Origin of the sequence: Pseudonocardia sp. C8, from assembly GCF_014267175.1 — a bacterium.
Classification (GTDB): Bacteria; Actinomycetota; Actinomycetes; order Mycobacteriales; family Pseudonocardiaceae; genus Pseudonocardia.
On record NZ_JACMTR010000002.1, the window covers coordinates 5,332,179 to 5,356,444 of the forward strand.

Annotated in this window: 22 protein-coding genes; 13 read left to right on the top strand and 9 right to left on the bottom strand. The window is 75.1% G+C overall.

What is annotated here, in order from left to right; translation table 11 throughout:
- Positions 1 to 46 precede the first annotated feature (46 nt).
- A complete protein-coding gene (locus H7X46_RS25355) occupies positions 47 to 1,864 on the top strand; it encodes an arabinofuranosyltransferase (RefSeq protein ID WP_222131433.1) in 1,818 nt (605 codons plus the stop codon).
- Positions 1,865 to 1,873: 9 nt separating this feature from the next.
- On the opposite strand, the gene H7X46_RS25360 is transcribed toward H7X46_RS25355, so the two are convergent.
- On the bottom strand, positions 1,874 to 2,272 hold the full coding sequence (locus H7X46_RS25360; protein ID WP_186361746.1) for a VOC family protein: 399 nt from the start codon (positions 2,270 to 2,272) through the stop codon (positions 1,874 to 1,876).
- A gap of 97 nt (positions 2,273 to 2,369) precedes the next feature.
- Here H7X46_RS25360 and H7X46_RS25365 point away from each other — a divergent pair, with 97 nt between their 5' ends.
- Positions 2,370 to 3,935 (top strand): hypothetical protein, encoded by a 1,566-nt coding sequence (locus H7X46_RS25365; protein WP_186361747.1) that lies wholly within the window; start codon positions 2,370 to 2,372, stop codon positions 3,933 to 3,935.
- 438 nt (positions 3,936 to 4,373) lie between these two features.
- Here the strand turns inward: H7X46_RS25365 and H7X46_RS25370 are convergent, their stop codons facing one another.
- Positions 4,374 to 5,261 carry a glycosyltransferase family 2 protein gene (locus H7X46_RS25370; RefSeq protein ID WP_370588958.1) on the bottom strand — a complete coding sequence of 296 codons (888 nt, stop codon included), beginning with the start codon at positions 5,259 to 5,261 and terminating at the stop codon, positions 4,374 to 4,376.
- Between the two features lie 137 nt (positions 5,262 to 5,398).
- Here H7X46_RS25370 and H7X46_RS25375 point away from each other — a divergent pair, with 137 nt between their 5' ends.
- The gene (locus tag H7X46_RS25375; protein WP_186361748.1) at positions 5,399 to 6,481 is read left to right on the top strand and encodes a hypothetical protein; all 1,083 of its coding nucleotides are present in this window, start codon (positions 5,399 to 5,401) and stop codon (positions 6,479 to 6,481) included.
- Between the two features lie 32 nt (positions 6,482 to 6,513).
- Here the strand turns inward: H7X46_RS25375 and H7X46_RS25380 are convergent, their stop codons facing one another.
- From H7X46_RS25380 to pseB, 3 genes are read right to left on the bottom strand one after another with little or no spacing between them, the layout of a single operon-like run.
- A complete protein-coding gene (locus tag H7X46_RS25380) occupies positions 6,514 to 7,926 on the bottom strand; it encodes a lipopolysaccharide biosynthesis protein (protein WP_186361749.1) in 1,413 nt (470 codons plus the stop codon).
- Positions 7,923 to 9,053, bottom strand: coding sequence for a DegT/DnrJ/EryC1/StrS family aminotransferase (locus tag H7X46_RS25385; protein WP_186361750.1), 1,131 nt, complete (start codon positions 9,051 to 9,053; stop codon positions 7,923 to 7,925). Before H7X46_RS25385 ends, H7X46_RS25380 begins: the two co-directional genes overlap by 4 nt.
- Positions 9,053 to 10,033: a UDP-N-acetylglucosamine 4,6-dehydratase (inverting) gene (gene pseB / locus H7X46_RS25390; protein ID WP_186361751.1), complete on the bottom strand. Its 981-nt coding sequence runs from the start codon at positions 10,031 to 10,033 to the stop codon at positions 9,053 to 9,055. The genes H7X46_RS25385 and pseB overlap by 1 nt, the downstream gene beginning before the upstream one ends.
- Before the next feature lie 38 nt (positions 10,034 to 10,071).
- Between pseB and H7X46_RS25395 the strand changes: the two genes are divergently transcribed.
- The 7 genes from H7X46_RS25395 (at position 10,072) to H7X46_RS25425 (ending at position 17,191) form a co-directional block, all read left to right on the top strand.
- Positions 10,072 to 10,830 carry a cytidylyltransferase domain-containing protein gene (locus H7X46_RS25395; protein WP_186362901.1) on the top strand — a complete coding sequence of 253 codons (759 nt, stop codon included), beginning with the start codon at positions 10,072 to 10,074 and terminating at the stop codon, positions 10,828 to 10,830.
- 4 nt (positions 10,831 to 10,834) lie between these two features.
- On the top strand, positions 10,835 to 12,496 hold the full coding sequence (locus H7X46_RS30180) for a bifunctional UDP-2,4-diacetamido-2,4,6-trideoxy-beta-L-altropyranose hydrolase/GNAT family N-acetyltransferase (RefSeq protein ID WP_186361752.1): 1,662 nt from the start codon (positions 10,835 to 10,837) through the stop codon (positions 12,494 to 12,496).
- Between the two features lie 199 nt (positions 12,497 to 12,695).
- Positions 12,696 to 13,277, top strand: a complete 582-nt coding sequence (locus H7X46_RS25405) for a biotin transporter BioY (RefSeq protein WP_186361753.1) — start codon at positions 12,696 to 12,698, stop codon at positions 13,275 to 13,277.
- Positions 13,274 to 14,791, top strand: coding sequence for an AMP-binding protein (locus H7X46_RS25410; protein WP_370588959.1), 1,518 nt, complete (start codon positions 13,274 to 13,276; stop codon positions 14,789 to 14,791). Before H7X46_RS25405 ends, H7X46_RS25410 begins: the two co-directional genes overlap by 4 nt.
- Positions 14,788 to 15,891: a thiolase family protein gene (locus H7X46_RS25415; protein ID WP_222132561.1), complete on the top strand. Its 1,104-nt coding sequence runs from the start codon at positions 14,788 to 14,790 to the stop codon at positions 15,889 to 15,891. The genes H7X46_RS25410 and H7X46_RS25415 overlap by 4 nt, the downstream gene beginning before the upstream one ends.
- On the top strand, positions 15,888 to 16,565 hold the full coding sequence (locus H7X46_RS25420; RefSeq protein ID WP_186361754.1) for an energy-coupling factor ABC transporter ATP-binding protein: 678 nt from the start codon (positions 15,888 to 15,890) through the stop codon (positions 16,563 to 16,565). Before H7X46_RS25415 ends, H7X46_RS25420 begins: the two co-directional genes overlap by 4 nt.
- Complete coding sequence (locus tag H7X46_RS25425) at positions 16,562 to 17,191, top strand: energy-coupling factor transporter transmembrane protein EcfT (RefSeq protein ID WP_186361755.1); 630 nt, start codon at positions 16,562 to 16,564, stop codon at positions 17,189 to 17,191. Before H7X46_RS25420 ends, H7X46_RS25425 begins: the two co-directional genes overlap by 4 nt.
- 90 nt (positions 17,192 to 17,281) lie before the next feature.
- On the opposite strand, the gene H7X46_RS25430 is transcribed toward H7X46_RS25425, so the two are convergent.
- The 3 genes from H7X46_RS25430 to H7X46_RS25440 are packed head-to-tail and all read right to left on the bottom strand — an operon-like array spanning position 17,282 to position 20,809.
- Positions 17,282 to 18,727, bottom strand: coding sequence for a hypothetical protein (locus H7X46_RS25430; RefSeq protein WP_186361756.1), 1,446 nt, complete (start codon positions 18,725 to 18,727; stop codon positions 17,282 to 17,284).
- A gap of 9 nt (positions 18,728 to 18,736) precedes the next feature.
- Positions 18,737 to 19,795 carry a pseudaminic acid synthase gene (pseI, locus tag H7X46_RS25435; protein ID WP_186361757.1) on the bottom strand — a complete coding sequence of 353 codons (1,059 nt, stop codon included), beginning with the start codon at positions 19,793 to 19,795 and terminating at the stop codon, positions 18,737 to 18,739.
- Between the two features lie 15 nt (positions 19,796 to 19,810).
- On the bottom strand, positions 19,811 to 20,809 hold the full coding sequence (locus H7X46_RS25440) for a putative sugar O-methyltransferase (RefSeq protein WP_186361758.1): 999 nt from the start codon (positions 20,807 to 20,809) through the stop codon (positions 19,811 to 19,813).
- 114 nt (positions 20,810 to 20,923) lie between these two features.
- Here H7X46_RS25440 and H7X46_RS25445 point away from each other — a divergent pair, with 114 nt between their 5' ends.
- The 3 genes from H7X46_RS25445 to H7X46_RS25455 are packed head-to-tail and all read left to right on the top strand — an operon-like array spanning position 20,924 to position 23,035.
- Complete coding sequence (locus H7X46_RS25445; protein WP_370588960.1) at positions 20,924 to 21,601, top strand: glycosyltransferase family 2 protein; 678 nt, start codon at positions 20,924 to 20,926, stop codon at positions 21,599 to 21,601.
- Positions 21,598 to 22,053 (top strand): DUF2304 domain-containing protein, encoded by a 456-nt coding sequence (locus H7X46_RS25450; RefSeq protein WP_186361760.1) that lies wholly within the window; start codon positions 21,598 to 21,600, stop codon positions 22,051 to 22,053. The genes H7X46_RS25445 and H7X46_RS25450 overlap by 4 nt, the downstream gene beginning before the upstream one ends.
- A gap of 34 nt (positions 22,054 to 22,087) precedes the next feature.
- Positions 22,088 to 23,035: an NAD-dependent epimerase/dehydratase family protein gene (locus tag H7X46_RS25455; RefSeq protein WP_186361761.1), complete on the top strand. Its 948-nt coding sequence runs from the start codon at positions 22,088 to 22,090 to the stop codon at positions 23,033 to 23,035.
- A gap of 158 nt (positions 23,036 to 23,193) precedes the next feature.
- Here H7X46_RS25455 and H7X46_RS25460 read toward each other — a convergent pair whose 3' ends face one another.
- Entirely contained in the window at positions 23,194 to 24,264 is a 1,071-nt protein-coding gene (locus H7X46_RS25460; protein WP_255426219.1) for a decaprenyl-phosphate phosphoribosyltransferase, read from the bottom strand.
- Positions 24,265 to 24,266: the final 2 nt, after the last annotated feature.

The window sequence follows — 24,266 nt, forward strand, 5'->3', positions numbered from 1 at the left end:
GGGCGAGCAGCGGATCGGGTGGGGGCCGGGCCGGCGCCTCGCCGCAATGGCCGACCTGACCCTCGGCCCGGTGGTCGCCGTCGCGGTGGCGGTGCTCGCCACCGTGCTGGCCGAGCGGCTCCCGATCCCGGCCGGGTCGAACGTCGGCCTGGCGCTCACCGCGTCCGGCGGGGCGCTGGTCGCCGCCGTGCTGGCGGCCGCGGCGTGGACCGGCCGGCCGTGGGCCGCCGCCCCGCTGACCTGGGCCGGGCTGGCCGCGGTCCCGGCGCTGCCGCTGTCGCTGTTCCTCGCCAACACCCCGCACTACCTGTTCGGCGTCTCGGGTGACCAGCAGTTCCGGGTGCAGTTCCTGACCCGGTTCGCCGACTCGGCGCGGCTCGCCGACTTCGCCTACGCCGACCTGCCGCCGTACTACCCGGCGGCCTGGTTCTGGGTCGGTGGCCGCGCGGCCGCCCTGCTCGGGGTGGACGCGTGGGCGTTCCACAAGGTCTTCTCGATCGCGACGCTCTCGGTGACGGCGGTGCTCGCCTACGCGCTCTGGGCACTGGTCACGACGCGTCGCCGGGCGCTGGCCGCCGCGGTGGCGACCACGCTCGCCGGGCTGGCGACGCTGGCGGCGTACACGCCGTACTCCTGGCTGACCGGGGCGCTGGTGCCGCCGCTGGCGGTGCTGGGGCTGCGGCTCGTCGGCCGGGGCGGTCCGTGGGCGCGCACCGCGCTGCTGGTCGGCCTCGTGCTGGGCCTGGCCGCGATCACCCACACCCAGATCCTGATGTTCGCCGGCCTCGTCCTGACCCTGCTGGCGGCCGGGGAGCTGCTCACCGGCCGCGCCCGGCCGGTGCCGCTGCTCGCGACGATCGGCGTCGTGGTGGCGGTGGCGCTGCCGCTCGCCCTGGTGCACTGGCTGCCGTACCTGCTCGCCGCAGCCGGCGCGCCGTCGTACGGCGCGGGCCAGCATTTCCTCGCCGAGTCGGGGTCCCGCTGGCCGCTGCCGATGCTGGAACCGACCGCGCTCGGCGGGCTGTGCCTGGCCGGGACGGTCTGGATCGTGGCCCGGTTCGGCCGCTCGGCGGTGGCCCGCGCGCTCGGCGTGACCGCGGCCTGCGGCTACGCCTGGTACCTGCTGTCGACCCTGGCCCTCGCGGCCGGGACGACGTTGCTGGCCTTCCGGATCGAGCCGATCCTCACCGCGGCGCTCGCCTGCGGTGCGGTGGGCGCGGCGGCCGAGCTGCTGGCACTCGCCCGGGCGCGGGGGATCGCGCGGCCGGCCGCGGCCGTCGCAGGCGTGATCGCCGCGGCCGCCGTCCTCGCCCAGGTCCAGACCGTCCCGGAGACCTACGCGTGGGCCAGCACCGCGCAGGACCACCGGCCCGACGGGACGAAGCCCGACGGCTCCGGCGACCCGGCCGACGCGAACGCGTGGCTCGGCGAGCTCCGCGCCACGATCGACGGGCTCACCGGCCGCCCACCGCGGGAGGTCGTCGTCGCGAGCGCGAACCCCACGCTGCTCAGCTACACGCCGTACTTCGCGTTCCAGGCCTCGTCCGTGCAGTACGCGAACCCGCTCGGCAACTACCCGGCCCGCACCGAGCAGCTCCGCCGGTGGTCGGTGGCCGCCGGGCCGGCCGAGCTGCTCGGCGCGCTGGACGGCGGCCCGGTGCGGCCCCCGTCGGTGTTCGTGTTCGAGCGGGCCCCGGACGGCGCCCTGCAGCTCCCGACGTCCGAGGACCGGTTCCCCGACCCGCGGTCGGGTGCGCCGCCGGCGCGGTTCGCACCGCAGCTGTTCGACGATCCGGCGTGGCAACGGCGGGACGTGGGCCCGTACGCGGTGCTGGTGCGGGCCGGTGTCCCGCCGGTGCCGTGACCGGGCGCCTCAGACCTGCACGACGGTGACGACGTTGCCGTCCGGGTCGCGGAGCATGAACAGCTTCGGCGCGCCGGGGGTGTCGTCGGCCGGCAGCGGCTCCATGTCGATGCCGCCGATGGCGGACAGCCGGGCGTGCTCTGCGGCCAGGTCGAGGGTCTCGACGCCGATCGCGCTGCCGCCGGGCTCGTCGAACATGGGCGGGTTCAGCGCGAGCCGCGCGGTCGAGCCGGGCGGTGCGACCTCGAGCCAGCGGTGCTCGCCGTTCTCCCCGAACCGGGAGTCGCTGCGTACCTCGAAGCCGAGCGTGCGCGTGTAGAACTCCAGCGCCGCGTCCTGGTCGGCGACGGTGAACATGACGACCCCGATGTTGTTGACGGTGGTCGGGGCCTGCGTCTCAGTGCTCATACCGGGTACGACCGCGGTGGCGGGCGGAAGTCATCGGTGCATGTGACGTGTTTCCGCGGACGCCCCGCCACGACGCTCCGGGCGCAAGACTGCACGCATGCTCCGCGCAGCTCGCCTCCGCATCGAGCGCGACGGCGATGCGACATCCTCCGCCGGACGGTCCCGCCCCGCCCTGCTGGCCGCTGCGCTGCTCGTCCTGGCCGTAGGGCTCTGGTCGTGCTGGTCGGTGACGGTCGACGACGCGTACATCACTTACCGCTACAGCGAGAACCTCGCGCGCGGATTCGGGCCGACGTGGAACCCGGGTGCGGACCCGGTCGAGGGGTACACGAACTTCCTCTGGATGCTCTGGCACGTGCCCTGGGTGTGGGCCGGGGCCCCGCTTCCGGTGGTGTCGAAGGTGACCGCTGCGCTGTGTGCGAGCGCGATCGTCTGGATTCTCGTCACCGAGCCGGGAACGCGGTCCGGCGCGGTCACCGCCACCGGGGCATTCGTCGTCTTCCTGCCCACCTGGGTGCACATCGACGGCGGGCTCGAAACGGCGCCGTTCGCGCTCGTGGTGCTGCGGTCGGTCGTCGTCGTCGCTCGGGTCCTCCGTGATCGCTGTGCGGTCGTCCGGCCCTGGGAACTGCCCGCGCTGCTCCTCGTGGCGGGGATGCTGCGCCCCGACGGGATCCTGGCGGTCGGGCCGCCGCTGGTGGTGTGGGCGGTCCTCCGGCGCCGCGACCGCCGGACGTGGCTGTGGCTCGCCGCCGCAGCTGCCGCCGGCGGGCTCTATCTCGGGTGGCGATGGGCCTACTTCGGGTACCCGCTGCCGAACACCTTCTACGTCAAGGTCGGTGTCGAGGCGGCAACCGATCTCCGCTGGATCAGCACCACGGTGGCGCTCCTGCTGCCGCTGCTGCTGCTCGCCACCGCCGGTCTGGCGCGGCGGACGACGGCGCCTCGCGCCGCGCTCATCGTCGCGACCGGCGTCGCCCTGTACGCGATCCCGGCGCTGACTGCTCCGGCGATGGACTACCTGTCCCGGTTCGCCTGGCACGGGCTGCCCCTTCTGTGCCTGGGAGCCGCGTGGACCCTGGACGTGCTGGACCGGCGACTGCTGGCCGCGGGTACCGGCGTCGTCGTCGTGGGCTGGACGAGCGTCGCCGGGTTCCTCCAGCCGGACGGGCCGACGATGGTGAACTACGGCGACGACCTGCGCCGGGCACATGTCGCGATCGGACTCGCACTGGCCGACACCGGCCTCCCCACGGACCGGCGCACGGTCGCCGTCACCGACGCGGGCGCGATCCCCTACTTCTCGGGCTGGACGACGACCGACTACATCGGGCTCAACGACGAGCGGATCGCCCACGGAGCGAGCCCGACCGACGTGCTGCTCGCCGACGACCCCACCGTCCTGGTCGTCACCAGCGCGTCACCCGAGCCGCCGCCCGCGTCCTGGCGGACCGACCTGCCGCGGGTGCGTGGCGACCGGGAGCTGGTGGGCGTGGCGCAGATGCGGCCCGCGTACTTCCAGCTCGTGTTCGCGAAGCCGGACGTCGCCGGTGAGGTACGGGCGGCGCTGGACCGGCGGCTGGCCGAGGGGCGCGAGGTCAGCGACGCGCGGCTCGACCAGGGGTACTCGCGGTGGCTGGAGCGGTTGCTCGGCCGAGGGTGACCAGCGGGCGGATCGGCTCACCTCCCGACCCCGGCAGGCACGATTCCGCCCCGGACCGGGCGAGCTCGTGCAGATCGACTCACGGCTCGGCGGCGAGGTGCACGATTCCGCCCCACGGAGGACGGTCGCGCGCAGATCACCACGCACCGCGGCATCGAGAAGCGCGTTCGCGCCCCCTGCGGCGCCACGACGTGCAGATCGACACGCACCGCGGACGTCAGGTGCACGCTTCCGCCCCACACGGGGCGACTCCGTACTGATCGACGCGGAGCGCGCTGTCGAGGCGCGCGATCTCGTCCCGCCGAGGGCGGCACCGCGCTGATCGACCCGCGGGCCGCGGCGCACAGCGGGAGACATCGGCATGTCGAGGCGCGCGATCTCGCCCGGTTCCGGGCACCGTCGTGCCGATCGACCGGTGGTGCGACGCAGGCCGAGGGGTCAGCGGGTGAGCAGGTGCGTCCCGAGGGCACGCAGGGCGGCGCCGTCGCGGCGGGCCAGCGCCCCCGGCAGCTGGACGGCCGCGTTCAGCCGGGACGAGACGTGCCGGCGGGCCGCCCGGGCGGCCCGGTGCCAGCCATGCGCGTCCATCCGGGCCGCCTCGGCGGCGAAGTACCGGCGTTCCTCGGCGAACCGGTTCCCGGCGGCCGCGCCCGAGCCGGAGTCGCTGGACCGGTGCCGCCGGTAGCGGAAGCAGACGTGGTCGTCGACGACCATCGTCCCGCCGTCCGCGATCACCGCGACCGGCAGCGCCAGGTCGAAGACGTCCGCCGACGCGGGCAGCTCCTTGAGCGCCGCCGTCCGCCAGCACAGCGACGGGTTGTACAACCAGTTCCCGCGCAGCAGGCTCACGACGAGGTCCTCGCCACCGACCTCCCGCGGGCCGGCGCCCTTCGGGGCGAGCATCGCCTTCACCCGGTCGGCGAGCGGGCGGACCGGCTCGTCGTGCTCGTCCATGACGGACACCCCGGGCTGGACGACGGCCGCGCCCGGCCACCGGTCGTGCAGCGCGAGGACCGTGGCGAGGTAGTCGGGGAGCATGAGGTCGTCGGCGCCCATCATCACGAAGTACGGCAGCTCGACCTGCTCGATGCAGTACCGGTTGTTGGGCTGCGCGCCGAGGCGCTGCCGGTTGCGGCGGTAGCGGATGCGGTCGTCGCCGAGCCCTGCGAACCAGGGCTCGATCGAGTCGTCGGGGTAGCCGTCGTCGACGACGGTCAGCCGCCAGTCGGCACGCTCCTGCCGCTGGACGCTGCGCACCGCCCGGCGCAGCAGCTCCGGGTCACCGTAGAACGGGAGCATCACGTCGACGACCGGCGCAGCAACCACGGACCCGACCGTAGCGACGCACGATCACCGGACCGCCACCGGTGGTCGTCCGGTCGTGCGCCACGGGCGGCAGGCCCCGGCCCTCGATACGATCACCCGGCCTCGCCAGACCACGACGCCAGCCCCGGAGCCCGGCCTTGGACATCCAGAACCACTACTACGGCCACTCGGCCGTCCTGGCCGCCTACGCGGGACTCCCCCGCCCCCGGCACATCGCGGGCCTGCTCCAGCACGGCTGGACGGCCGTCTCCCCGGTCGCCGCGCACTTCGCGGACTTCCCGCGGGTCGGCACCGACCCGCGACGGCGACGGCTGCTGGTCTGGTCGCACGGCTGCCGCGGCTGGTCGCCGTCGGGCGAGGACCGCGAGACCACCCCGGTCGGCGCCCCGCTGCTCTACCTCGAACGCCTCCTCCGGCAGCACGGCTGGTCCCGGTCGGACCGGCTCGGGCCGGTGTTCATCCCGTTCCACGGCACCCGGCTGGTGCGGGTCACCGGTGAGCACGCCGACCTCGCCCGCCACGTCGCGAAGGTCGACGGCCCCTCGACGGTGTGCCTGCACCACGAGGACATGACGGATCCGGAGATCACGACGGCGTGGGCGGACGCCGGCCACACCCTCGTCACCGCCGGCCGGCGGGACGACCCGCACTTCCTCCTACGGATCATGCACCTGATCGGGAACGCGAGCCGGGTGTCGTCGAACCGGCTGTCCACCGCGGTGCTGTACGCGGCCGCGATCGGCACCCCCGCGGCCGTCTGGGGGGATCCGCTCACGTTCGGGAACCAGGGCGCGGACGCGGTGGCGGAGCTGCGCGCGCGGTGGCCGGAGTTCCACACCGACGGGGCGGACGGGGACGGCACGGACGGGTCGCGGCCGGAGACCGGTGCCGCCGAGGCCGACGCCGCGGCCACCGCGCTGGCCCGCCGGGAGCTCGGTGCCGACCACCTGCGGGAGCCGGCCGAGCTGCGCGCGGTCCTCGGCTGGGGCCGCACGCCGAGCATCGGGCCGGCGGTCCAGTACTACGCGGCGTCCCCGCTGGCCAAGGCGGCGATGGTCCTGGGACTGACCAAGCGGTCCGAGGCCTCCACCCGGGCGATGTCGGCGGGCAGCTCCAACCCCCTGCTGTGGCTGCGCCACCCGCTGGCCGCCCTGCCCCGGCCGCTGCCCGAGGGCCTCCCCACCCCCGTGTCGACCGAGGAGCCGCTCCGCGGCTCGTGAGTGGTTATCGCGGTCCTGGCCGTGATAACCACTCACGGGCGCAGGATGCGCCGGACCAGCCACACGAGGGCCACGCCGAGCGCCGCCGCGAGCCCGAACCGGACCGACAGCCACAGGGCGCCCTCGGCCGGGAGCAGCACTCCCGCCCCGCAGGCGACGAGCCCGGCGGTGAGCGGCCCGATCAGGACGGGCTCGCGCCAGCGCGTCGGCGACACCCGGCGGCGCAGCAGCGACGTCCCGACCGCGAGCGCCAGGTAGATCAGCGGGAACCCGACGGCGACCGCGGTCAGCGAGCCGGTTCCGGCCAGCAGCACGGCCGCGACCAGGCCGACCAGCAGGCTGAGCGGGCTCGCGAACGCCAGCCCGCCGCTGCGCCCGGACGCGAACACCAGGTGCACGTTCGCGAGGTAGGCGACGCTGATCACCGCACCGATCGCCGTCACGGCCGACACCGGCACCAGCTCGGCCGGCTCGAACCGGGCCGGGGCGAGGACCCACAGCAGGAACGGCGCGAGCAGCGCGACCCCGCCGGACAGCGCGGCCGTCACGGCGGCGACGTCCCGGGCGGTCCGTTCGAGGGCGGGCCCCCGGGAGGCCGGGTCGGTCCGGTACACCACCGGCGCCCACGCGTTGTTCAGCGCGGAGACGATCATCGCCGGCGCCGAGCCGAGGAGCAGCGCGATCTGCATGCGGCCGCCGTCGTCGACGCCGAAGTACCGGGTCACGATGAGCACCAGCGCGTTCTGCACGAGCAGCAGCGCGACCAGGTGCGGGACGGCCGGGAGCCCGACCTTCAGCGCCGTGCGGAGGTCGCCGCGTTCGGTGCGCGGCCACCCGCCCCGCAGCGCCAGGGCGATCCCGGCGAGTCCGGCGGCGAGGTAGCCGGCGAGCAGGCCGAGCAGGTAGTCGTCGGCGTCACCGGCCCGCAGCAGCACCAGCACCAGCCCGGTCACCGGCCCGCCCAGCGTGGCGACCGCGGACATGACCACGAACGGCACCGGCCGGTCCTGGACGCGCAGGAAGGCCTGCGCGTTCAGCACCGCGGCGAACCCGGCCGCGGCCAGCGCGGCGAACGCCAGCCCGGCCCGCCAGGACACCGACAGCACCGGTTCGCTCCACAGCGGACCGGCCAGGACCGCGGCGACGACCAGCACCGCCGACAGCGCGCTGCCCTGCAGCACGAGCGCGCGGGCACCGTCCACGCCGGACCGTTCGAGGATCCCGTGCCGGGTGATCGACGCCGCCAGCCCGAGCCCGGCGATCATCGCCCCCACCTGGAGGAGGATCAGCCCGACCGCGACGACGCCGTACTCCTCGCGGCCGAGCAGGCGGGTCACGACCGGGGTGACCGCGGTGTTCGCCAGGATCGGCGCGACGCTGCCGAGGGTGTAGAGCGAGCCGCGGCCCAGGACGTCGCGGCTCGCGTTCCCGGCCACCGTGCTCACACCGAGTATCCGAAGAACTCCCGCACCAGGCCCGCGACCCGGTCCACGTCGGCGTCGGCCAGGTCCGGGAACAGCGGGAGGGACAGCTGCTGGGCGTAGTAGGCCTCGGCGTTCGGGCACAGCCCGCGCCGGTAGCCGAGGTCGGCGAACACCGGGTGCCAGTAGGCCGGGATGTAGTTGACCTGCACCCCGATCCCGCGCTCGCGGAGGAACTCGAACAGCGCCCGGCGACGGCCGTCGAGCACCCGCAGCGGGTACAGGTGCCAGGCCGGGTCGGCGCCCTCGCGGGTCACCGGCGTGCGGACCTCGGCGACGTCGGCGAGCGCGGCGTCGTAGCGGGCGTGGATCTCGCGGCGGCGCGCGGTGAAGGCGCCGAGCCGGGCCAGCTGGGACGATCCGAGCGCGGCCAGCAGGTCGGGCAGCCGGTAGTTCAGCCCGAACGCGTGCACCTCCTGGTGCCACGGGCCCTCGTCGGGGAACCGCTGGGCGTCCCGGTCGCGGACCAGGCCGTGGTTGCGGAACGACCGGGCCCCCGCGGCCAGCTCGGGGCGCGGCGAGACGACCGCGCCGCCCTCGGCCGTGGTCAGGTTCTTCGTGGGGAAGAAGCTCAATGTCGTCAGATCGGCGAGATCACCGACCGGGCGGCCGTGCCAGGTCCCGCCGACCGAGTGGGCGGCGTCCTCGAGCAGCAGCGCACCCGCCTCGTGCGCGATCCCCCGCAGCACTCCCGCGTCGATCGGGTGCCCCGCGTAGTCCACACCCGACACCACCGTGGTGTGCGGGGTGACGGCGGCCTTCGCGGCGTCCGGGTCGATGTTGCCGGTGTCCTCGCAGACGTCCGCGAAGACGACGTTCGCGCCGAGCAGCGCGGCCGTGCTCGCGGTCGCGACGAAGGTCAGCGGTGCGACGACGACGTCCTGCCCCTGCCCGACGCCGGCCGCCGCGTAGGCGACGTGCAGCGCCGCCGTCCCGCTCGTGACGGCGACCGCGGGATGGCCGCAGACGGCCGCGAGATCGTCCTCGAACCGGGTGACCGCCGGCCCGGTGGTGAGCCAGTCCGTGCCGAGGACCGCGGTGACCGCCTCGACGTCGGCCGCGGAGATCGACTGCCGTCCGTAGGGGAGCACTAGTCGAGCGCCTCGACCATCTCGCGCAGCTGCTCCGGGGACAGCCACAGGTCGTTGGTGTCCGACCGGTACGCCTGCCCGTCCGGCACCGGCTCCCCGCCCGGCGAGGTGTAGCCCCAGCCGGCGATGTAGGGCTCGACGACGTAGCGGTCGGCCAGCCTGCGGGTCCGCCGCGAGTCGTCCGCGGCGATCATCTCCTCGTGGAGCTTCTCCCCCGGCCGGATGCCGATCTCGTGGGTCGCGCAGCCCGGCGCGATTGCCTCGGCCAGGTCGGTCATCCGCATCGACGGGATCCGCGGGACGTACAGCTCGCCGCCCTGCATCTGGTCGAAGGAGTCGATCACGAACTGGACGGCCTGCGGGAGCGTGATCCAGAACCGGGTCATCCGCTTGTCGGTGATCGGCAGCGAGGCGCCGTCGGCAGCCAGCTTCTTGAACAGCGGCACCACCGAGCCGCGGCTGCCGAGCACGTTGCCGTACCGGACCACGGCGAAGCGGGTCTCGTAGGCGGCCGCGTAGTGGTTCGCGGACACGAACAGCCGGTCGGCGCACAGCTTGGTGGCGCCGTAGAGGTTGATCGGCGACGACGCCTTGTCCGTGGACAGCGCGACGACCTTCTTCACGCCCGAGTCGATCGCGGCCTCGACGACGTTCTGCGAACCCTCCACGTTGGTCCGGATGAACTCGAACGGGTTGTACTCGGCGGTGTCGACCTGCTTCAGCGCGGCGGCGTGCACGACGTAGTCGACGCCGTGCATGGCCCGCCGCAGCCGGGCCTGGTCGCGGACGTCGCCGAGGAACCAGCGCAGCCGCGGGTCGTCGCCGAACATCGCGCGGCACTCGTACTGCTTCAGCTCGTCACGGGACAGGATCACCAGCCGGCGCGGGTCGTACCGGTCCAGCAGTGCGCGTACGAAGGCCTTGCCGAAGGACCCCGTCCCGCCCGTGACCAGGACCGACGAGCCCTCGAGTACCGACATCACGCCTCCATATCAGCGACTGTTCCCCGCCCGGCATGATGGCACGCAGCCAACCGGACGAAAGGAACCAGGTGCTCGTCAACGCGGTGGTCCAGGCCCGGACGGGGTCGACCCGGCTGCCCGGGAAGGTGCTGCGTGAGCTGGGCGGGCGTCCGGTGCTGGACCGGGTCGTCCACGCCGCCCTGGCGGCGCCGGGGATCGACGAGGTGCTGGTCGCGACGTCGACGGCGGCCGGGGACGACGCCGTCGCCGAACGGGCCACCCGGCTGGGTGTGCCCGTCGTGCGCGGATCCTCCGACGACGTGCTGGCCCGCTTCGTGCAGGCCGTCGACGCGCACCCGTGCGACGCCGTGGTGCGCCTCACCGCCGACTGCCCGCTGCTCGATCCCGCCCTGGTCGGCCTGGTCGCCGGCACCTGGCGGACCGCGCCCGGGCACGACTACGTGGCGACCACCCTGGTGCGGACGCTGCCCCGCGGCCTCGACGTCGAGCTGGCCCGCACCGACGCGCTGCGGACCCTCGCCGCGACCGCCACCGGGTACGACCGGGTGCACGTGACCTCCGGGCTCTACGGCGACCCGGAACGGTTCCGCTGCCTGGGCCTGGTCGTCGCCCCGGCCGCGGACGACCTGCGGGTCACCCTGGACACGGCGGACGACCTGCACGCCCTGGAGGGCCTCGTCGACGCGCTCGGCGACCGCACCGACTGGCGCTCGGTCGTGTCGGTGCTGCGGGCCCGGCCGGATCTCGTCGCGCGGAACGCCCACGTCCGGCAGAAGACGCTCGCGGAGGGCTGAGCGGGTGCGGTTGCTGCTGCGTTGCGACGCCGGCCCGTCGACCGGGGTCGGGCACGCCGTGCGGTGCGCCGCCGTCGCGGAGGCGGCGGCGTCGTCCGGGCACGAGGTGTTCTGGTCGGGGCGACTGGACGGGCTCGGCTGGCTGTGGGCGGGCCTCCACGACGGCGGGCCCCCGCCCGGCACGGTGCTCCCCCCGGCCGACACCGCGGAGGACCTGGCCGCACTGGCACGGGCGCACGCCGCCGACGCCGTGCACGTCGACCACTACCTGCTCGGCGCCGACCTGCGGGACGCGGTGAACCGGGCCGGGGCCGTGCTGTCCACGGTGGAGGACTTCGCCACCGGGCGGCGGCCCGGTGACGTGGTCGTCGACCCGAACCTGGGCGCGGACACCCGGCCCCGTCCGGACGACGGGTCGCCGGTCCTGCTCCGGGGCCCCGGCTACGCGCCCCTGCGGACGGCGGTCCGGCGCGCCCGCCAGGTGCGCGCGCTCCGGGACGCCGGCGGTTCGCGTGCGCCGCTCCCGACCGGCTCGCCCGGCGGGATCGGCACGGCGGGTGCGACCGGCGTACCCGTCGAGACAGGTGGGGCCGGCGGGATCGGCGCGCCCGGGACCGGGGGGGCCGGCGAACCCGGCACACCCGGCGATACCGGTGGGGCCGGCGCGGCAGGGCCGCGGGTCCTCGTCGTCATGGGCGGCACCGACGCGGCCGGGCTGCTCCCCCGGGTCGTCGCTGCGCTCGCCGGGGCGGGCGCACCGGCCGACGTCGAGGTCGTCGTCCCGGAGGGCCGGGCGGTGGACCTGCCCACCGGCGGCCCGGCCCGGTTCCGGGCGATCCCCCCGGTGCCCGACCTGCCGGCCGCGATGGCGGAGACGGACCTGGTGGTCAGCGCGGCCGGCACGACGGTGTGGGAGCTGTGCTGCGTCGGCGTCCCGATGGCGCTGGTTCAGGCCGCGGACAACCAGGCCGACGGCTACCGCGCGGTCGTCGCCGCGGGCGCCGCGGCCGGGTTGGGTGGCGCCGGCGACCTCGCCGATCCGGGGCCCGCTGCCGCGGTGCTGCACACGCTGCTCACGGTCCCCGCTCACCGGGCCGGCCTCGCGGCCCGCGCCCGCGGCGTCGTGGACGGCGAGGGCGCCCGTCGCATCGTCGACGCGATCGCGGTCGCGGCCGGCGGCAGCGGCGAGCATCCGCTCCCGGGGAGCGCCCTGCACGCCCGCCCGGCCACGCTCGACGACGCCGAGCTGCTGCTCGCCTGGCGCAACGACCCGGAGACCCGCCGCTGGTCCCGCAGCACCGCCGGGATCGACCTCGACACCCACCGCCACTGGCTCGCCCGCTCCCTCGAGCGGGACGACCGCCTGCTCCTGGTCGTCTCGGACGCCTGCGGCCCGGTCGGCACGGTCCGCTGGGACCGCACGGAACCGGGCTGGGAGGTCTCGATCACCGTCGCGCCGGAGCGGCGCGGCTCCGGCCTCGCAGCGCCGCTGCTGCGGGCCGGCGAGCAGGCGCTGCGGGCCGTCACCGGCCGCGGGACCCCGGTGACCGCCGTCGTGCACACCGGCAACGCGGCGTCGGCCCGCCTGTTCACCCGCGCCGGCTACACCGACGACGGCACCGGCCCCGACGCCGACGGCTTCCGCACCCTCCACCGCACCCTCTGACCCCGCCGCCCACCACGCCCGCCGCCCGTGCCTCCCTGAACGCTCACGGAACCCGGAACTGCTCACGCGATCGGGCGAGCGGCTCCCGGATCCGTGAGCGAGGCCGGTACCGCTCCGGCAGGGGCTCGAGCGGGGCGGGTACGAGTGATGCCGTGCGCATCCGGTGTCCCGACACGCGGGGGTGACCTAGTCTTCGCGCGTGTCCGGATCCCGCTCCGCGCTGCCCGCCGCCGCACTGGCGCGGGTCGTCGTGTTCGCCGCGTTCATCGCCGTGCTCGGCCTGTTCCCCGGTATCGGTGGTGTCGCCGGCGTCCCGATCGTGGTGCAGAACATCGGGCCCCTCCTGGCCGGCGCGATCCTCGGCTGGAAGCTCGGCACCGCGTCGGTGGGCCTGTTCCTCGTACTCACGGCGATCGGCCTGCCCCTGCTGTCCGGCGGACGCGGCGGCCTGGCGCCGTTCGTCGGGCCGAGTGCCGGGTTCGTGCTGGGCTGGCTGCTGTCCGCGCTGGTCACCGGGCTGATCGTGCAGCACGTCCGCTCCCGGGGGCTGCCGGTGCTGCTGCTCGCCTGCCTGGCCGGGCTGCTCGCCGACTACCTGATCGGCATCCCGGTGATCGGCCTGTTCGTCGGCGACCTCGGGGCGGGACTGCTGCAGTCGCTGGTGTTCGTCCCCGGTGACCTGATCAAGGTCGTACTGGCCGCGGTGATCGCCGGACTGGTGCACCGGGCGCTGCCCGACCTGCTGCCCCCACCGGCGTCGGCCGAGTTCCGGGTCCGGTGACGGCGGGTCGGTCCCGGACCGCGCCGCGGGCCCGGCCGCGGCGAGGGGTTGCAGCACCCTCCGGGCCCGACGCTCCGGCCGCGCCCGACCGGGCGTCCGAGGCCGGTGGTCCGGCGCCGATCGTCCCCGCGGAACGGCTGCCCCGGGCACTGGCCGACGCGGTCGCCGGCGCGGGCACCCACCTGCGCCGGCTCGGGGTCCGGGACGGCGACCGGGTCGTGCTGGACGCGGTGCCCCGGTCCCGCTGGGACGTGCTGCCGTACCTGCTCGCCGCCGACCGGATCGGCGCCGCATCCCTGGTCGCGGACCCCGGCTGGTCGGGGCGCGAGCGGGCGGCGGTCCTCGCGGACGTCGCTGCCGACGTGGTCGTGCCGGTCGACGGGATCGACGTCCCGGAACCGAGCGGGACGGGCACCGGGCCGGCGGCCGCACCCGCACGCACCGCCGTCGCCGCAGCGGGCCGAGTACCCGGCCCGTTCCTGTTCCCGACGACCTCCGGCAGCACCGGCACCCCGACCGTCCTCGCCCGCACCCGCCGGTCCTGGCAGCTAGGGTTCGACGCGCTCGGCGCGCTGCCCGGCCCGGTCCTCGTGCCGGGCCCGCCGTCGTCGACGCTGTACCTGTTCGGTGCCCTGCACGCGCTGCACCACGGGATCGGCCTCCTCACCCGCGGCCGGTTCCAGCCCGCCGACGCGCGCACGGCCGGCACCGTCCACCTCGTCCCGGCCCAGCTGTCCGCGCTGCTCGACGAGCACGAGCGCCGGCCGGGTCCCGCGCCCGCGGTGATCGTCTGCGGCGGCGCGCACGTCGCGCCGTCGGTCCGGGAACGCTGTACCCGGTTGCTCCCGGACACCACGCTGGTCGAGTACTACGGCTCGGCCGAGCACTCGCTGATCGCGACCCGGTACGACGGCGGCCCGCTCCGCCCGGTCGACGGCGTGCGGCTGGAGCTGCGCGACGGCGTGCTGTGGGTGGACACCCCGCAAGCCGTGCTCGGGCGGCTGCGGGCCGGCGTCCTGGAACCGGCGGGGCCCGGGGCGACGACCGTCGGCGACCGGGCCGAGCTCGGCGCCGACGGGGCGCTGACCGTGCTCGGACGGGCCTCGGCGACGATCTCCTCCGGCGGTGCGCTGGTCGGCGCCGAGGAGGTGGAGCAGGTGCTGCGCACGGTCCCCGGCGTGGCCGACGTCGTCGTGGCCGGGACCCCGCACCCCTCACTGGGGATGCTGGTCACCGCGGTCGTCGAGCCGGCCCCCGGTGCCACGGTCACCCGGCACGCCCTGCGCGCCGCCGCCCGGGACGCGCTGTCCCCGGCGAAGCGGCCGCGGCGCTGGCTGGTCACCGCCGCGTTGCCCCGGCTCGGCTCCGGAAAGCCGGCCCGCGCGGCCGTCGACGCCGGGCTGCGGGACGGCGGCCTCGACGCGGTCCCGTTCGACGCCCCGGGCTCCGGCGCGCGGCGCGGGACGGGTGCCGCTCCACCGGACGCGCAGACCAGCGGACGGAGCCACCGGTGATCCCCGACGACACCCCGGTCGTGGTCGCCGCGTACCGCACCCCGATCGGCACCGCGGGCGGGTCGCTGCGCGAGCACACCGTCGACGCCCTCGCCGCCCCGGTGCTCGCCGCCCTTGCGAAGGAGGCCGACACCCGGATCGACGACGTGCTGCTCGGCAACGTGTTCGGCCCCGGCGGCAATCCCGCCCGGGTCGCCGCGCTGGCGGCGGGGCTCGGCGACACCGTCCCGGGGATGACCCTGGACCGGCAGTGCGCGAGCGGGCTCGCCGCGATCGTCGCCGCGGCCACCGCGATCCGGGCCGGCGACGGGGCCGCGTACCTGGCCGGTGGCGTCGAGTCGCCGTCCACCGCCCCGGCCCGGACCCGGCCGGACGGGACCACCTACACCCGCGCGCCGTTCGCCCCGGCCGGGCACCCGGACCCGGACATGGGACCCGCCGCCGACGCCGTCGCCGCCCGGTCCGGGATCACCCGGGAACGGCAGGACGCGTTCGCCGCCCGCAGCCACGCCCGCGCCGTCGCCGCCCAGCTCGCCGGCCGGTTCGCCGGCGAGATCGTCCCGGTCGGGACCGCCGACGGCGACGAGCGCCCCCGCGACCGGTTCACCCCGGAGCGGCTGGCCCGGTTCCGGCCGGCGTTCACCCCGGACGGCACCCACACCGCCGCGAACTCGTGCGGGGTGAACGACGGCGCCGCCGCCGTCCTGCTGGTGTCCGAAGCCCGGCGCCGCGCGCTCGGCGTCCCCGGGCTCGCGCTGGAGGCCGCCGCGACCCGCGGTTGCGCGCCGGAGTGGCTCGGGCTCGGCGCCGTCCCCGCGATCTGCGCGCTGCCCGGGGACCCGCCGGACGCGGTCGAGTTCACCGAGGCCTTCGCGGGCCAGGTCCTGGCCTGCCTGGACGCGACCGGCGTCGACGAGCACGCCGTCAGCCCGGACGGCGGCGCGATCGCCCTCGGCCACCCGTGGGGCGCGTCCGGCGCGGTCCTGGTCGTCCGGCTGTTCCACCGGCTCGTCGTGCAGGGGCACGGGACGACCGGGCTGGCCGCGCTCTCCTCGGGCGGCGGGCTGGGCGTCGCCACCCGGTGGAGGGTCGTCCGATGATCGAGTTCGCCGGGGTCGGGCACCGCTACGGCGAGCGGGTGGTCCTCGACGGCATCGACCTCACGCTGCCCGAGCGCCGGGTCGCGCTGATCGGCGCCAACGGTTCCGGCAAGTCCACCCTGGCCCGGACGGTGAACGGCCTGGTCACCCCCACCGCGGGCACCGTCCGGGTGGACGGCCGCGACCCGGCCCGGCACGGGGCGGCGGTCCGGCGCCGGGTCGGCTTCGTGTTCACCGACCCCGACTCGCAGATCGTGATGCCGACCGCGGGCGAGGACGTCGCGTTCTCGCTGCGCCGGACCGTCCGGGACAAGCGAGAGCGCGCCCGGCTCGCGGCCGAGGCCCTCGCCGGGTTCGGGCTCGGCGACCACGTCGAGCACCCCGCCCACCAGCTCTCCGGCGGGCAGAAGCAGTTGCTCGCGCTGTGCGCGGTGCTGGTGCTCGACCCGGACGTCCTCGTCTGCGACGAGCCCACCACCCTGCTCGACCTGCGCAACAAGCAGGCGTTCGCCGAGCGCCTGGCCGGGCTGCGCCAGCAGGTCCTGCTCGCCACGCACGACCTGGACCTGCTCGAGGGCTTCGACCGGGTCGTCGTCCTGGACGGCGGGCGCGTCGTCGCCGACGACGAGCCGGAGCCGGCCGTCACCTACTACCGGAAGCTCTGCGCACAGTGACGCTCCTCGGCCTGCACGAGCCCGGGACGAGCCCGCTGCACCGGCTGCCGGCCGGGCCGTCGCTGCTGGTCGTGCTCGCGTTCGTGACCGGCACCGTGCTCACCGCCGACCCGCGCGTGCTCGGGGCGGCGTGCGGGCTGGTCGCGCTCGGCTACCTCGTCGCCCGGATCCCGTGGCGGCGGGTCCGGCCGCTGCTGCGCACGCTGGCGGTGCTGCTGGTGCTGATCGGTGCCGTGCAGTGGTGGTTGCTCGGCCCGGAGCGGGCGCTCGTGATCGCGCTGCGGCTGGTCGCCGCGATCGCCGCGGCCTCCCTGTTCACCCTGACGACCCGGGTGGACGACCTGGTCAGCGCCGTGCAGCGGGGCCTCGGCCCGCTCCGGCGGTTCGGCGTCGACCCGGAACGGGCCGGACTTCTCGTCGGGCTGACGATCCAGTCGGTGGGGACCCTGGCGGCCATCGCCGGCCAGGTCCGCGCCGCCGCGCGGGCCCGCGGGGCCGGCGGCTCGGTCACCGCGTTCGCGGTCCCCTTCATGATCCGCACGCTGCGGCACGCCGAGTCGCTGGGCGAGGCACTGGCCGCCCGCGGCTGGGGGGACGACGACGAGCCCGGCCGGCGTGCCCGCTGACCGTGCCTCGCAGGCTTGGGCCGGAACAGGTCCGGCCGGGCGCGGACGGCTCGGCCGGGACTTCGTGATCGACACTGGTCGGTGATCCGGTCAGCGGGCGGGGCTCACGGTCACGACACGGACCTTCCGCGTGAACAGCGACGTCCACTCCCCGCCGGGCGTCCCGGGCGGGGCCAGCCGGGTGTCGATCCGCAGGTCCAGCGGCACGGCCTGCGGGCGGGTGAAGCGGGCGTAGTTCGCCTCCAGCAACGCCCTGGTCACCGGGCCCGCGGTCGCGAGCCGCTCCTCCAGCAGCGGCGTGAACCGCCCCCGGTCCGCGAACTGGTCGACGACCCGGCACTCGCAGAACCAGGCGAGCGTGCCGATCTCCCCCGGCGACAGGACGGTCGCCCCGGCCGGGAGCCGCGCGGCCAGCGCCGCGTACTGCGCGGGCGTGGCCCAGTTGAACGAGATCGGCGCGAACTCCCCGCGGGGCAGGCCGTCGTTGATCCCGGTCCAGGCGGTGCCGAGCAGGTACGCAGCGGCGAGCGTGCCCGCCGTGACGCCGGCGGGACCGCGCCGCGCGACACACCGGGCGACCGCGGTCGCGCCGAGCAGGCCCAGGCCGCACAGCCAGAACGTGCTGTGCCAGAAGAACGGGCCCGGGTGCAGGAGCGACATCGTCACGTAGTGCACGACGGCCGCACCCGCCCACACCCACGCCAGCCGCTCGCGCCACCACCACGCCCACGCGACCAGGCCGGCCGCGGCAGGCACCACGGACAGCGCGACCGGGCCCGGGAGGATCGACCAGTAGTGCGGGACGCTGTTCCAGAACGAGGTGCCGCCCCACGACTCCGGCCCCTTGATGACCACGGTGTCCGGGACCGCCGAGCCCAGCCACCACCAGGACACGGCGAACCACGGAACCGTCACCGTGAGCGCGGCCCCCGCCGCACGCCACCGCCCCGCACGCAGGGCAGCGACGACGACCAGCGCGGACGGCCCCAGGTCGGGCCGGGTCAGCACGAGGAGCCCCGCGATCAGGCCGGCCGCGGTGGGGCGCCCGGTCACGACCGCCCACCCGGCACCGACCAGCAGGGTCAGCGCGAGCTGGCTCTCCAGGCCGTACGCCGACATCAGCATCGGGTTCACCGCGAGCATCGCCAGCGCGAGCAGCGGGAAGGAGTACCTGCCCAGCCGGAAGGCGCGTGCGATGCCGTGCAGCCAGTACCCGGCGAGCGCGAACTGGGCGGTGGTGGCGACGGCGAGCGCGAGCGGCGCGTCCCGCAGGACCGCGGTCAGCCCGCCGAGCAGCAGCACCGACAGCGGGCTGGTCGCGGTGTTCGACTGCAGGCCGTCGACCATGCCCCAGTTGCCGTGCAGGCCGAGCTGGCGGGCGTAGTTCAGGACGATGTAGGCGTCGTCCACCGGCACCCGGTGCATGACGAACGCGACGCCGGCCCCGAGCACCGCCCCGGTGAGCACGGCGGCCGTGGCCCCGGCCCGCCAGGTGTCAGCCCGCGTGGCGACACCGGGTCGCCGGAGAACCTCCATGCCGGCGGATCAGATCAGATCCCAGGTCAGCGGCGTCCCGCGGGGCACGTCGCGGGTGAAGGTCCGCCCGAGCACGGTCCCGATCGTGTCGGTCGGCAGCCCGCCTGCGGGACGGATGGACCGGACGTTGGCCTCGGTGACCTTCTCCCCGGCGGCGACGTCGGCGACGACGTACAGCGAGCGGCGCAGCGCCAGCGTGTCCCGCTCGGACTCCCGCGGGCCGAACCGGGCCGGGCCGATCGCGCGCCGGGCCACGTCGGTCTCGGTCACCAGGGAGGCCAGCTCCGCCGGTTCCAGGGAGAAGTCCGAGTCGACGCCCCCGTCCGCGCGTTGCAGCGTCACGTGCTTCTCGATCGCGACCGCGCCGAGCGCGACCGCCGCGACCGGGACGCCGATGCCCGGCGTGTGGTCGGACAGCCCGACCGGGAGCCCGAAGGCCTCGCGCAGGGCCGGGATCGTCTGCAGGTTCGCGTCCACCGGATCGGCCGGGTACGACGCCGTGCAGGCCAGCACGACGATCTCGGTCGCCCCGGCCTCGCGGGCGGCCGTCACCGCGGCGTCGATCTCGGCCAGCGTCGCCATGCCGGTCGACATGACCAGGGGCTTGCCGGTCGCCGCCATCCGCCGGATCAGCGGCAGGTCGACGAGCTCGGCCGAGGCCACCTTGTACGCCGGGGCGTCCAGCGACTCGAGCAGGTCGACCGCCGTCGGGTCGAACGGACTGGAGAACGGGACCAGCCCGTGCTCGCGGGCCCGGGCGAACAGCGGTTCGTGCCACTCCCACGGCGTGTGCGCCTGCTCGTAGAGCTGGTAGAGGTTCCGGCCGCCCCACAGCCCGTGGTCGTCGCGGATCCGGAAGGCCGGGCCGTCGGCGTCGATGGTGATCGTGTCGGCGCGGTAGGTCTGGAACTTCACCGCCTGCGCCCCGGTGCCGGCGATCGCGTCCACGATCTCCAGTGCCCGCTCCAGGGACCCGTTGTGGTTGCCGGAGACCTCGGCGATGACGAAGGGCCGCTCGCCGGGGCCCACGCGGTGGCCGCCGATCTCGATCGGGTCCGGGGTGCGCATGACCGGAGAGGCTAGTCACCTCCGCGCCAGCACCATCACCTCGGACACCGTGCCCTCGGAGTCCTGGCCGAACAGCCCGGCGTCGGAGGCGACGAGCTCGAAGCGGTCGAACATCTCCAGGTAGCGATGCCGCAGCATCGGCTCCCGCACCCCCGGCTTGCCGGTCGGCGAGTTGCGCAGCAGCAGCCACCGCGCGCCCAGGCAGGTGACCAGGTTCGCGTAGTTCTCGACGACACCGGGCTCCATCTCCTGGAACGAGATGAAGTTCGCGAACAGGTCCACGGTGCCGGTCAGCTGCGGCAGCTGCCACGAGCACAGCACCGTCGCCGGGTGCTCGATCCCGTCGATCGCGATCGTCTCCTGCGCGCGGGTCGCCGCGTAGTCGAGCACCCGGTGTTCGCCGAGCACCCGGCGCAGGTAGTAGGTGGCGACGGCGGCGACCGGCGGGATGTCGACGTCGATGTAGCGCATGCCCTCGTTGCGGCCCAGCAGGATCTCGCCGAGGGTCCCGAACCCGCCGCCGATCTCGAGGACGGTGGACACGTCCAGGTCCGGCACCGCGCGTTTGAGCAGCACGAGACCGCGCAGGTAGTTGAGCGAGGACCGGCTGAACCGGCGGCCGTCGAACACCAGCTGCTCGGCGGGCGCGCCCGCGGTCGACTCCGAGAACCCGTTCAGGAACGGCGGCCGGTCGGCCGGGTCGAGGGCCCGCACGCAGGCGTGGTGCCCGCGCGCCACCGGGAGCTGGTCGATCCGTTCGCGCAGGAGCGTGCCCGGGCTGCCGGCCAGGCCGAACGCCGCCGACAACGCCGCCGCCGGGCGGGACACCGGGGCGTACTGCGGGGCGTAGAAGTAGCGGGCCGACGGGTGCCGCCGGAACTCCGCGAATCCTCGTTCCCGCAGGTCGGCGACCACCTTCTCCAGGCCGGTCCGCCAGAAGTCGGTCGGCCGGTACCGTTCCGGTGCGTCCTCCAGGTCGGACAGCATCAGTTCGAGCAGCTTCCTCTCGTCCACCTCGCCGACCGTAGAAGAACGTCACGTTCGTCCGAATCGCGCCCCTCCGGCCGAGGTGCCGGGCGGGGGAAGCGATAGCCTGCATTCGGCGGACGGAACGACGAGGGAGTGGGTGTGGTCGCCGACAGCGGCACCTGGGTGGTGGTCCCCGTGTACAACGAGGACACCGTCATCGCCGACGTCGTCGCCGAGATCCGCACCTGCTTCCCGAACGTGGTCTGCGTCGACGACGGCAGCCGCGACGCCTCGGCGGACCGCATCGCCGGGACCCCGGCGCACCTCGTCCGGCACCCGATCAACCTCGGACAGGGCGCGTCCCTGCAGACCGGGATCGACTACGCGCTGCGGCGCGGCGCCGAGCGGATCGTCACCTTCGACGCCGACGGCCAGCACGACGTCGCCGACGCCGTGCGGATGGTCGACATCGTCCGCTCGGGCGAGGCGGACGTCGCACTGGGCTCCCGGTTCCTGGCCGCCACCGAGCCGGTCCCGCCGCTGAAGCGACTCGTGCTGCGCAGCGTCGCGGCGCTGTCGCCGGCGAGCCGGAAGCTGAACCTGACCGATGCGCACAACGGCCTGCGGGTGCTGTCCCGGCCGGTCGTCGAGCAGCTGCGGATCTCGATGAACGGGATGGCGCACGCGTCGGAGATCGTGGCCGCGCTGGCCAGGTCGTCGTGGCGGATCGTCGAGGTCCCGGTGACGATCCGCTACACCGAGTACTCCCGTTCGAAAGGGCAGTCGTTGTTCAACGGGGTGAACATCCTGTTCGATCTGTCGGTGCGGCAGCGATGACCCAGGAGGCGCACACCGTGATCCTGCAGATCGTCCTCGTGGCCGCGGCGCTGCTCGCACTCGTCTACTTCGTCCGCAGCGGACAGAGTGTCGGCATCCGGGCCAGCAAGCGACTGGCCTTCGGCGCGTTCGTCGTGCTCAACATCTACGCCGTCCTGCGGCCCGACGACGTCACGGTGGTCGCCCGCGCGCTGGGCATCGGGCGCGGCACCGACCTGATCGTCTACCTGCTGGTCGTGGCGTTCGTGTTCGGGATGCTGAACACCTACCTGCGGGACCGGGAGATCAGCCAGCACCTGACGAACCTGGCCCGCCAGATCGCCGTCCGGGACGCCGAGCTGAGCCGCCGCGAGCAGGAGCTGGCGGAGCGCCTGGACGCCCTCGCCGCGCGCGAGGCGGCGGAGCGGAACGGGCACCGGCGCGACGCCGACGACACCGTGCACAACCCCTGACCGGGCACCCACCCGCCCGGCACGGAAGGACCCCATGCGCGCGCTCGTCACCGGCGGTGCCGGTTTCATCGGATCCACCCTGGTCGACGCCCTCGTCGCCCGGGGCGACGACGTCCTGGCCGTGGACGACCTGTCCGCCGGGACCCGGGACAACCTGGCCTCCGGCGTCGAGCTCGCCGTGCTCGACATCCGGGACACCGCCGGGCTGGCCGCGGCCACGGCCGCGTTCCGGCCGGACGCGGTCTACCACCTGGCCGCCCAGATCGACGTGCGGACCTCGATGGACGACCCGCTGCACGACGCCTCGGTGAACGTCCTCGGGACGCTGTCGGTGCTGCAGGCCGCGCACGCGGCGGGCGCCCGCGCGGTCGTCGTCTGCTCCACCGGCGGTGCGATCTACGGCGACGGTGCCCCGCTCCCGACGACCGAGGACGAGCCGCCGGAGCCGGAGTCGCCGTACGGGCTGAGCAAGCTGGCCGCCGAGCGCTACACCCGGTTCTTCGTGCGGGCACACGGCCTGCCGGCGCTGGTGTTGCGGTTCGCGAACGTCTACGGCCCGCGCCAGCACCCGGCAGGCGGGGCCGGCGTCGTGTCGCTGTTCTGCGACCGGGCCCGCGCCGGCGGGCGTCCGACCGTGTTCGGTGACGGCGAGCAGACCCGGGACTTCCTCTACGTGGGCGACGTCGCCCGGGCCGCGCTCGCCGCGGCCGACCGGCTCGTGGCCGGGGAGCTGGCCGGGGCGGTGTTCAACGTCGGCACCGGCACCGAGTCGACGATCACCGAGCTGGCCGGGACGATCGGGGAGGTCGCCGGGCTGGGCGCCGGGGAGTTCGCCCCGGAGTTCGCACCCGCCCGGCCCGGGGAGCTGCGCCGCAGCTGCCTGGACCCCTCGCGCGGGATCGCCGCGCTCGGTCTCCCGGCCCCGACGCCGTTGCGCGAGGGGCTCGCCGCCACCTGGGCGTGGCACACCGCCCGCGGCTGAGCTCTCACCCGTCGCACCGGCACCACTCGCCCCGCTGGCCCCATCCGCCCCATCCCCGTGACGCACTCATGGCCCTTTGGTCCCGTGGCACGGGACCAAAGGGCCATGAGTGGAAAAGGGTGGGGGTGTCGCGGATGTCGCAGCCGGCCGCGCCGCGGTCAGCTGTAGACGGCGAGGGTCAGCATCGCGACCCAGGCCACCGCGAGCACCTGCAGCGTCCGGTCGGCCAGCGCGATCTCCTCCGGCTCGCCACCGGTGCCGCGGTCGACGTCCACCGAGTACCGCAGCACGGCGATCACGAACGGCACGATCGACAGCACCGACCACACGGTGTTGTGGTGGGCCTCGCGGATCTCGAACGCCCACAGCCCGTAGGTCATGATCATGACCGTGGCGGACAGCGACCAGATGTAGCGCAGGTACGAGGCCGAGTAGCTCTCGAGCGACTTCCGGATCTTCGCGCCGGTCCGCTCGGCGAGGCGGATCTCGGCGTACCGCTTGCCGGCCACCATGAACAGCGAGCCGAAGCCGGTGACCAGCAGGAACCACTGCGACAGCGGGATCTCGGTCGCGACACCGCCTGCGATGGAGCGCATCAGGAAGCCGGAGGCCACGATGCAGATGTCGAGCACCGGCTGGTGCTTGAGCCACAGGCAGTACGACAGCTGGACCGCCACGTACACGGCGAGCACCACGATCAGCTGCCAGGTGACCAGGATCGACAGCGCGATCGAGGCGGCGAACAGCACCGCGGCCGCCGCGTAGGCCAGCGGGAGCGGGACCACGCCGGCCGCGATCGGGCGGCGGCGCTTCGTCGGGTGCGCCCGGTCGGCCTCGACGTCGAGCGCGTCGTTGACCAGGTACACGCCGGACGCGGCCAGCGAGAACGCGGCGAACGCGATCAGGCAGTCCAGCAGGACCGGGAGGCCGAACAGCCCGCCGCCGACGAACGGGGCGGCGAACACGAGGACGTTCTTCACCCACTGCCGCGGGCGCATCGTCTTGAGCAGTCCCCGGGCGACCATCCCGGTGGTCCGCTCGGACGGGTCCAGCGGGATGTGCGGGGCCGGGGTGTCCGGCGACTCGGCGGCCTCGGCCTGGTGCCCCTCGGGGGCGCCGGCGTCGTCGGGGACGTCCGGCGCGACCGCGGTGCCCGGGTCGGCCACCTCGGCGACCTTCTCGGTGGAGGACTTCTCCTCGTCGATCTTCGTGGGATCGGTGCTGGTCATGC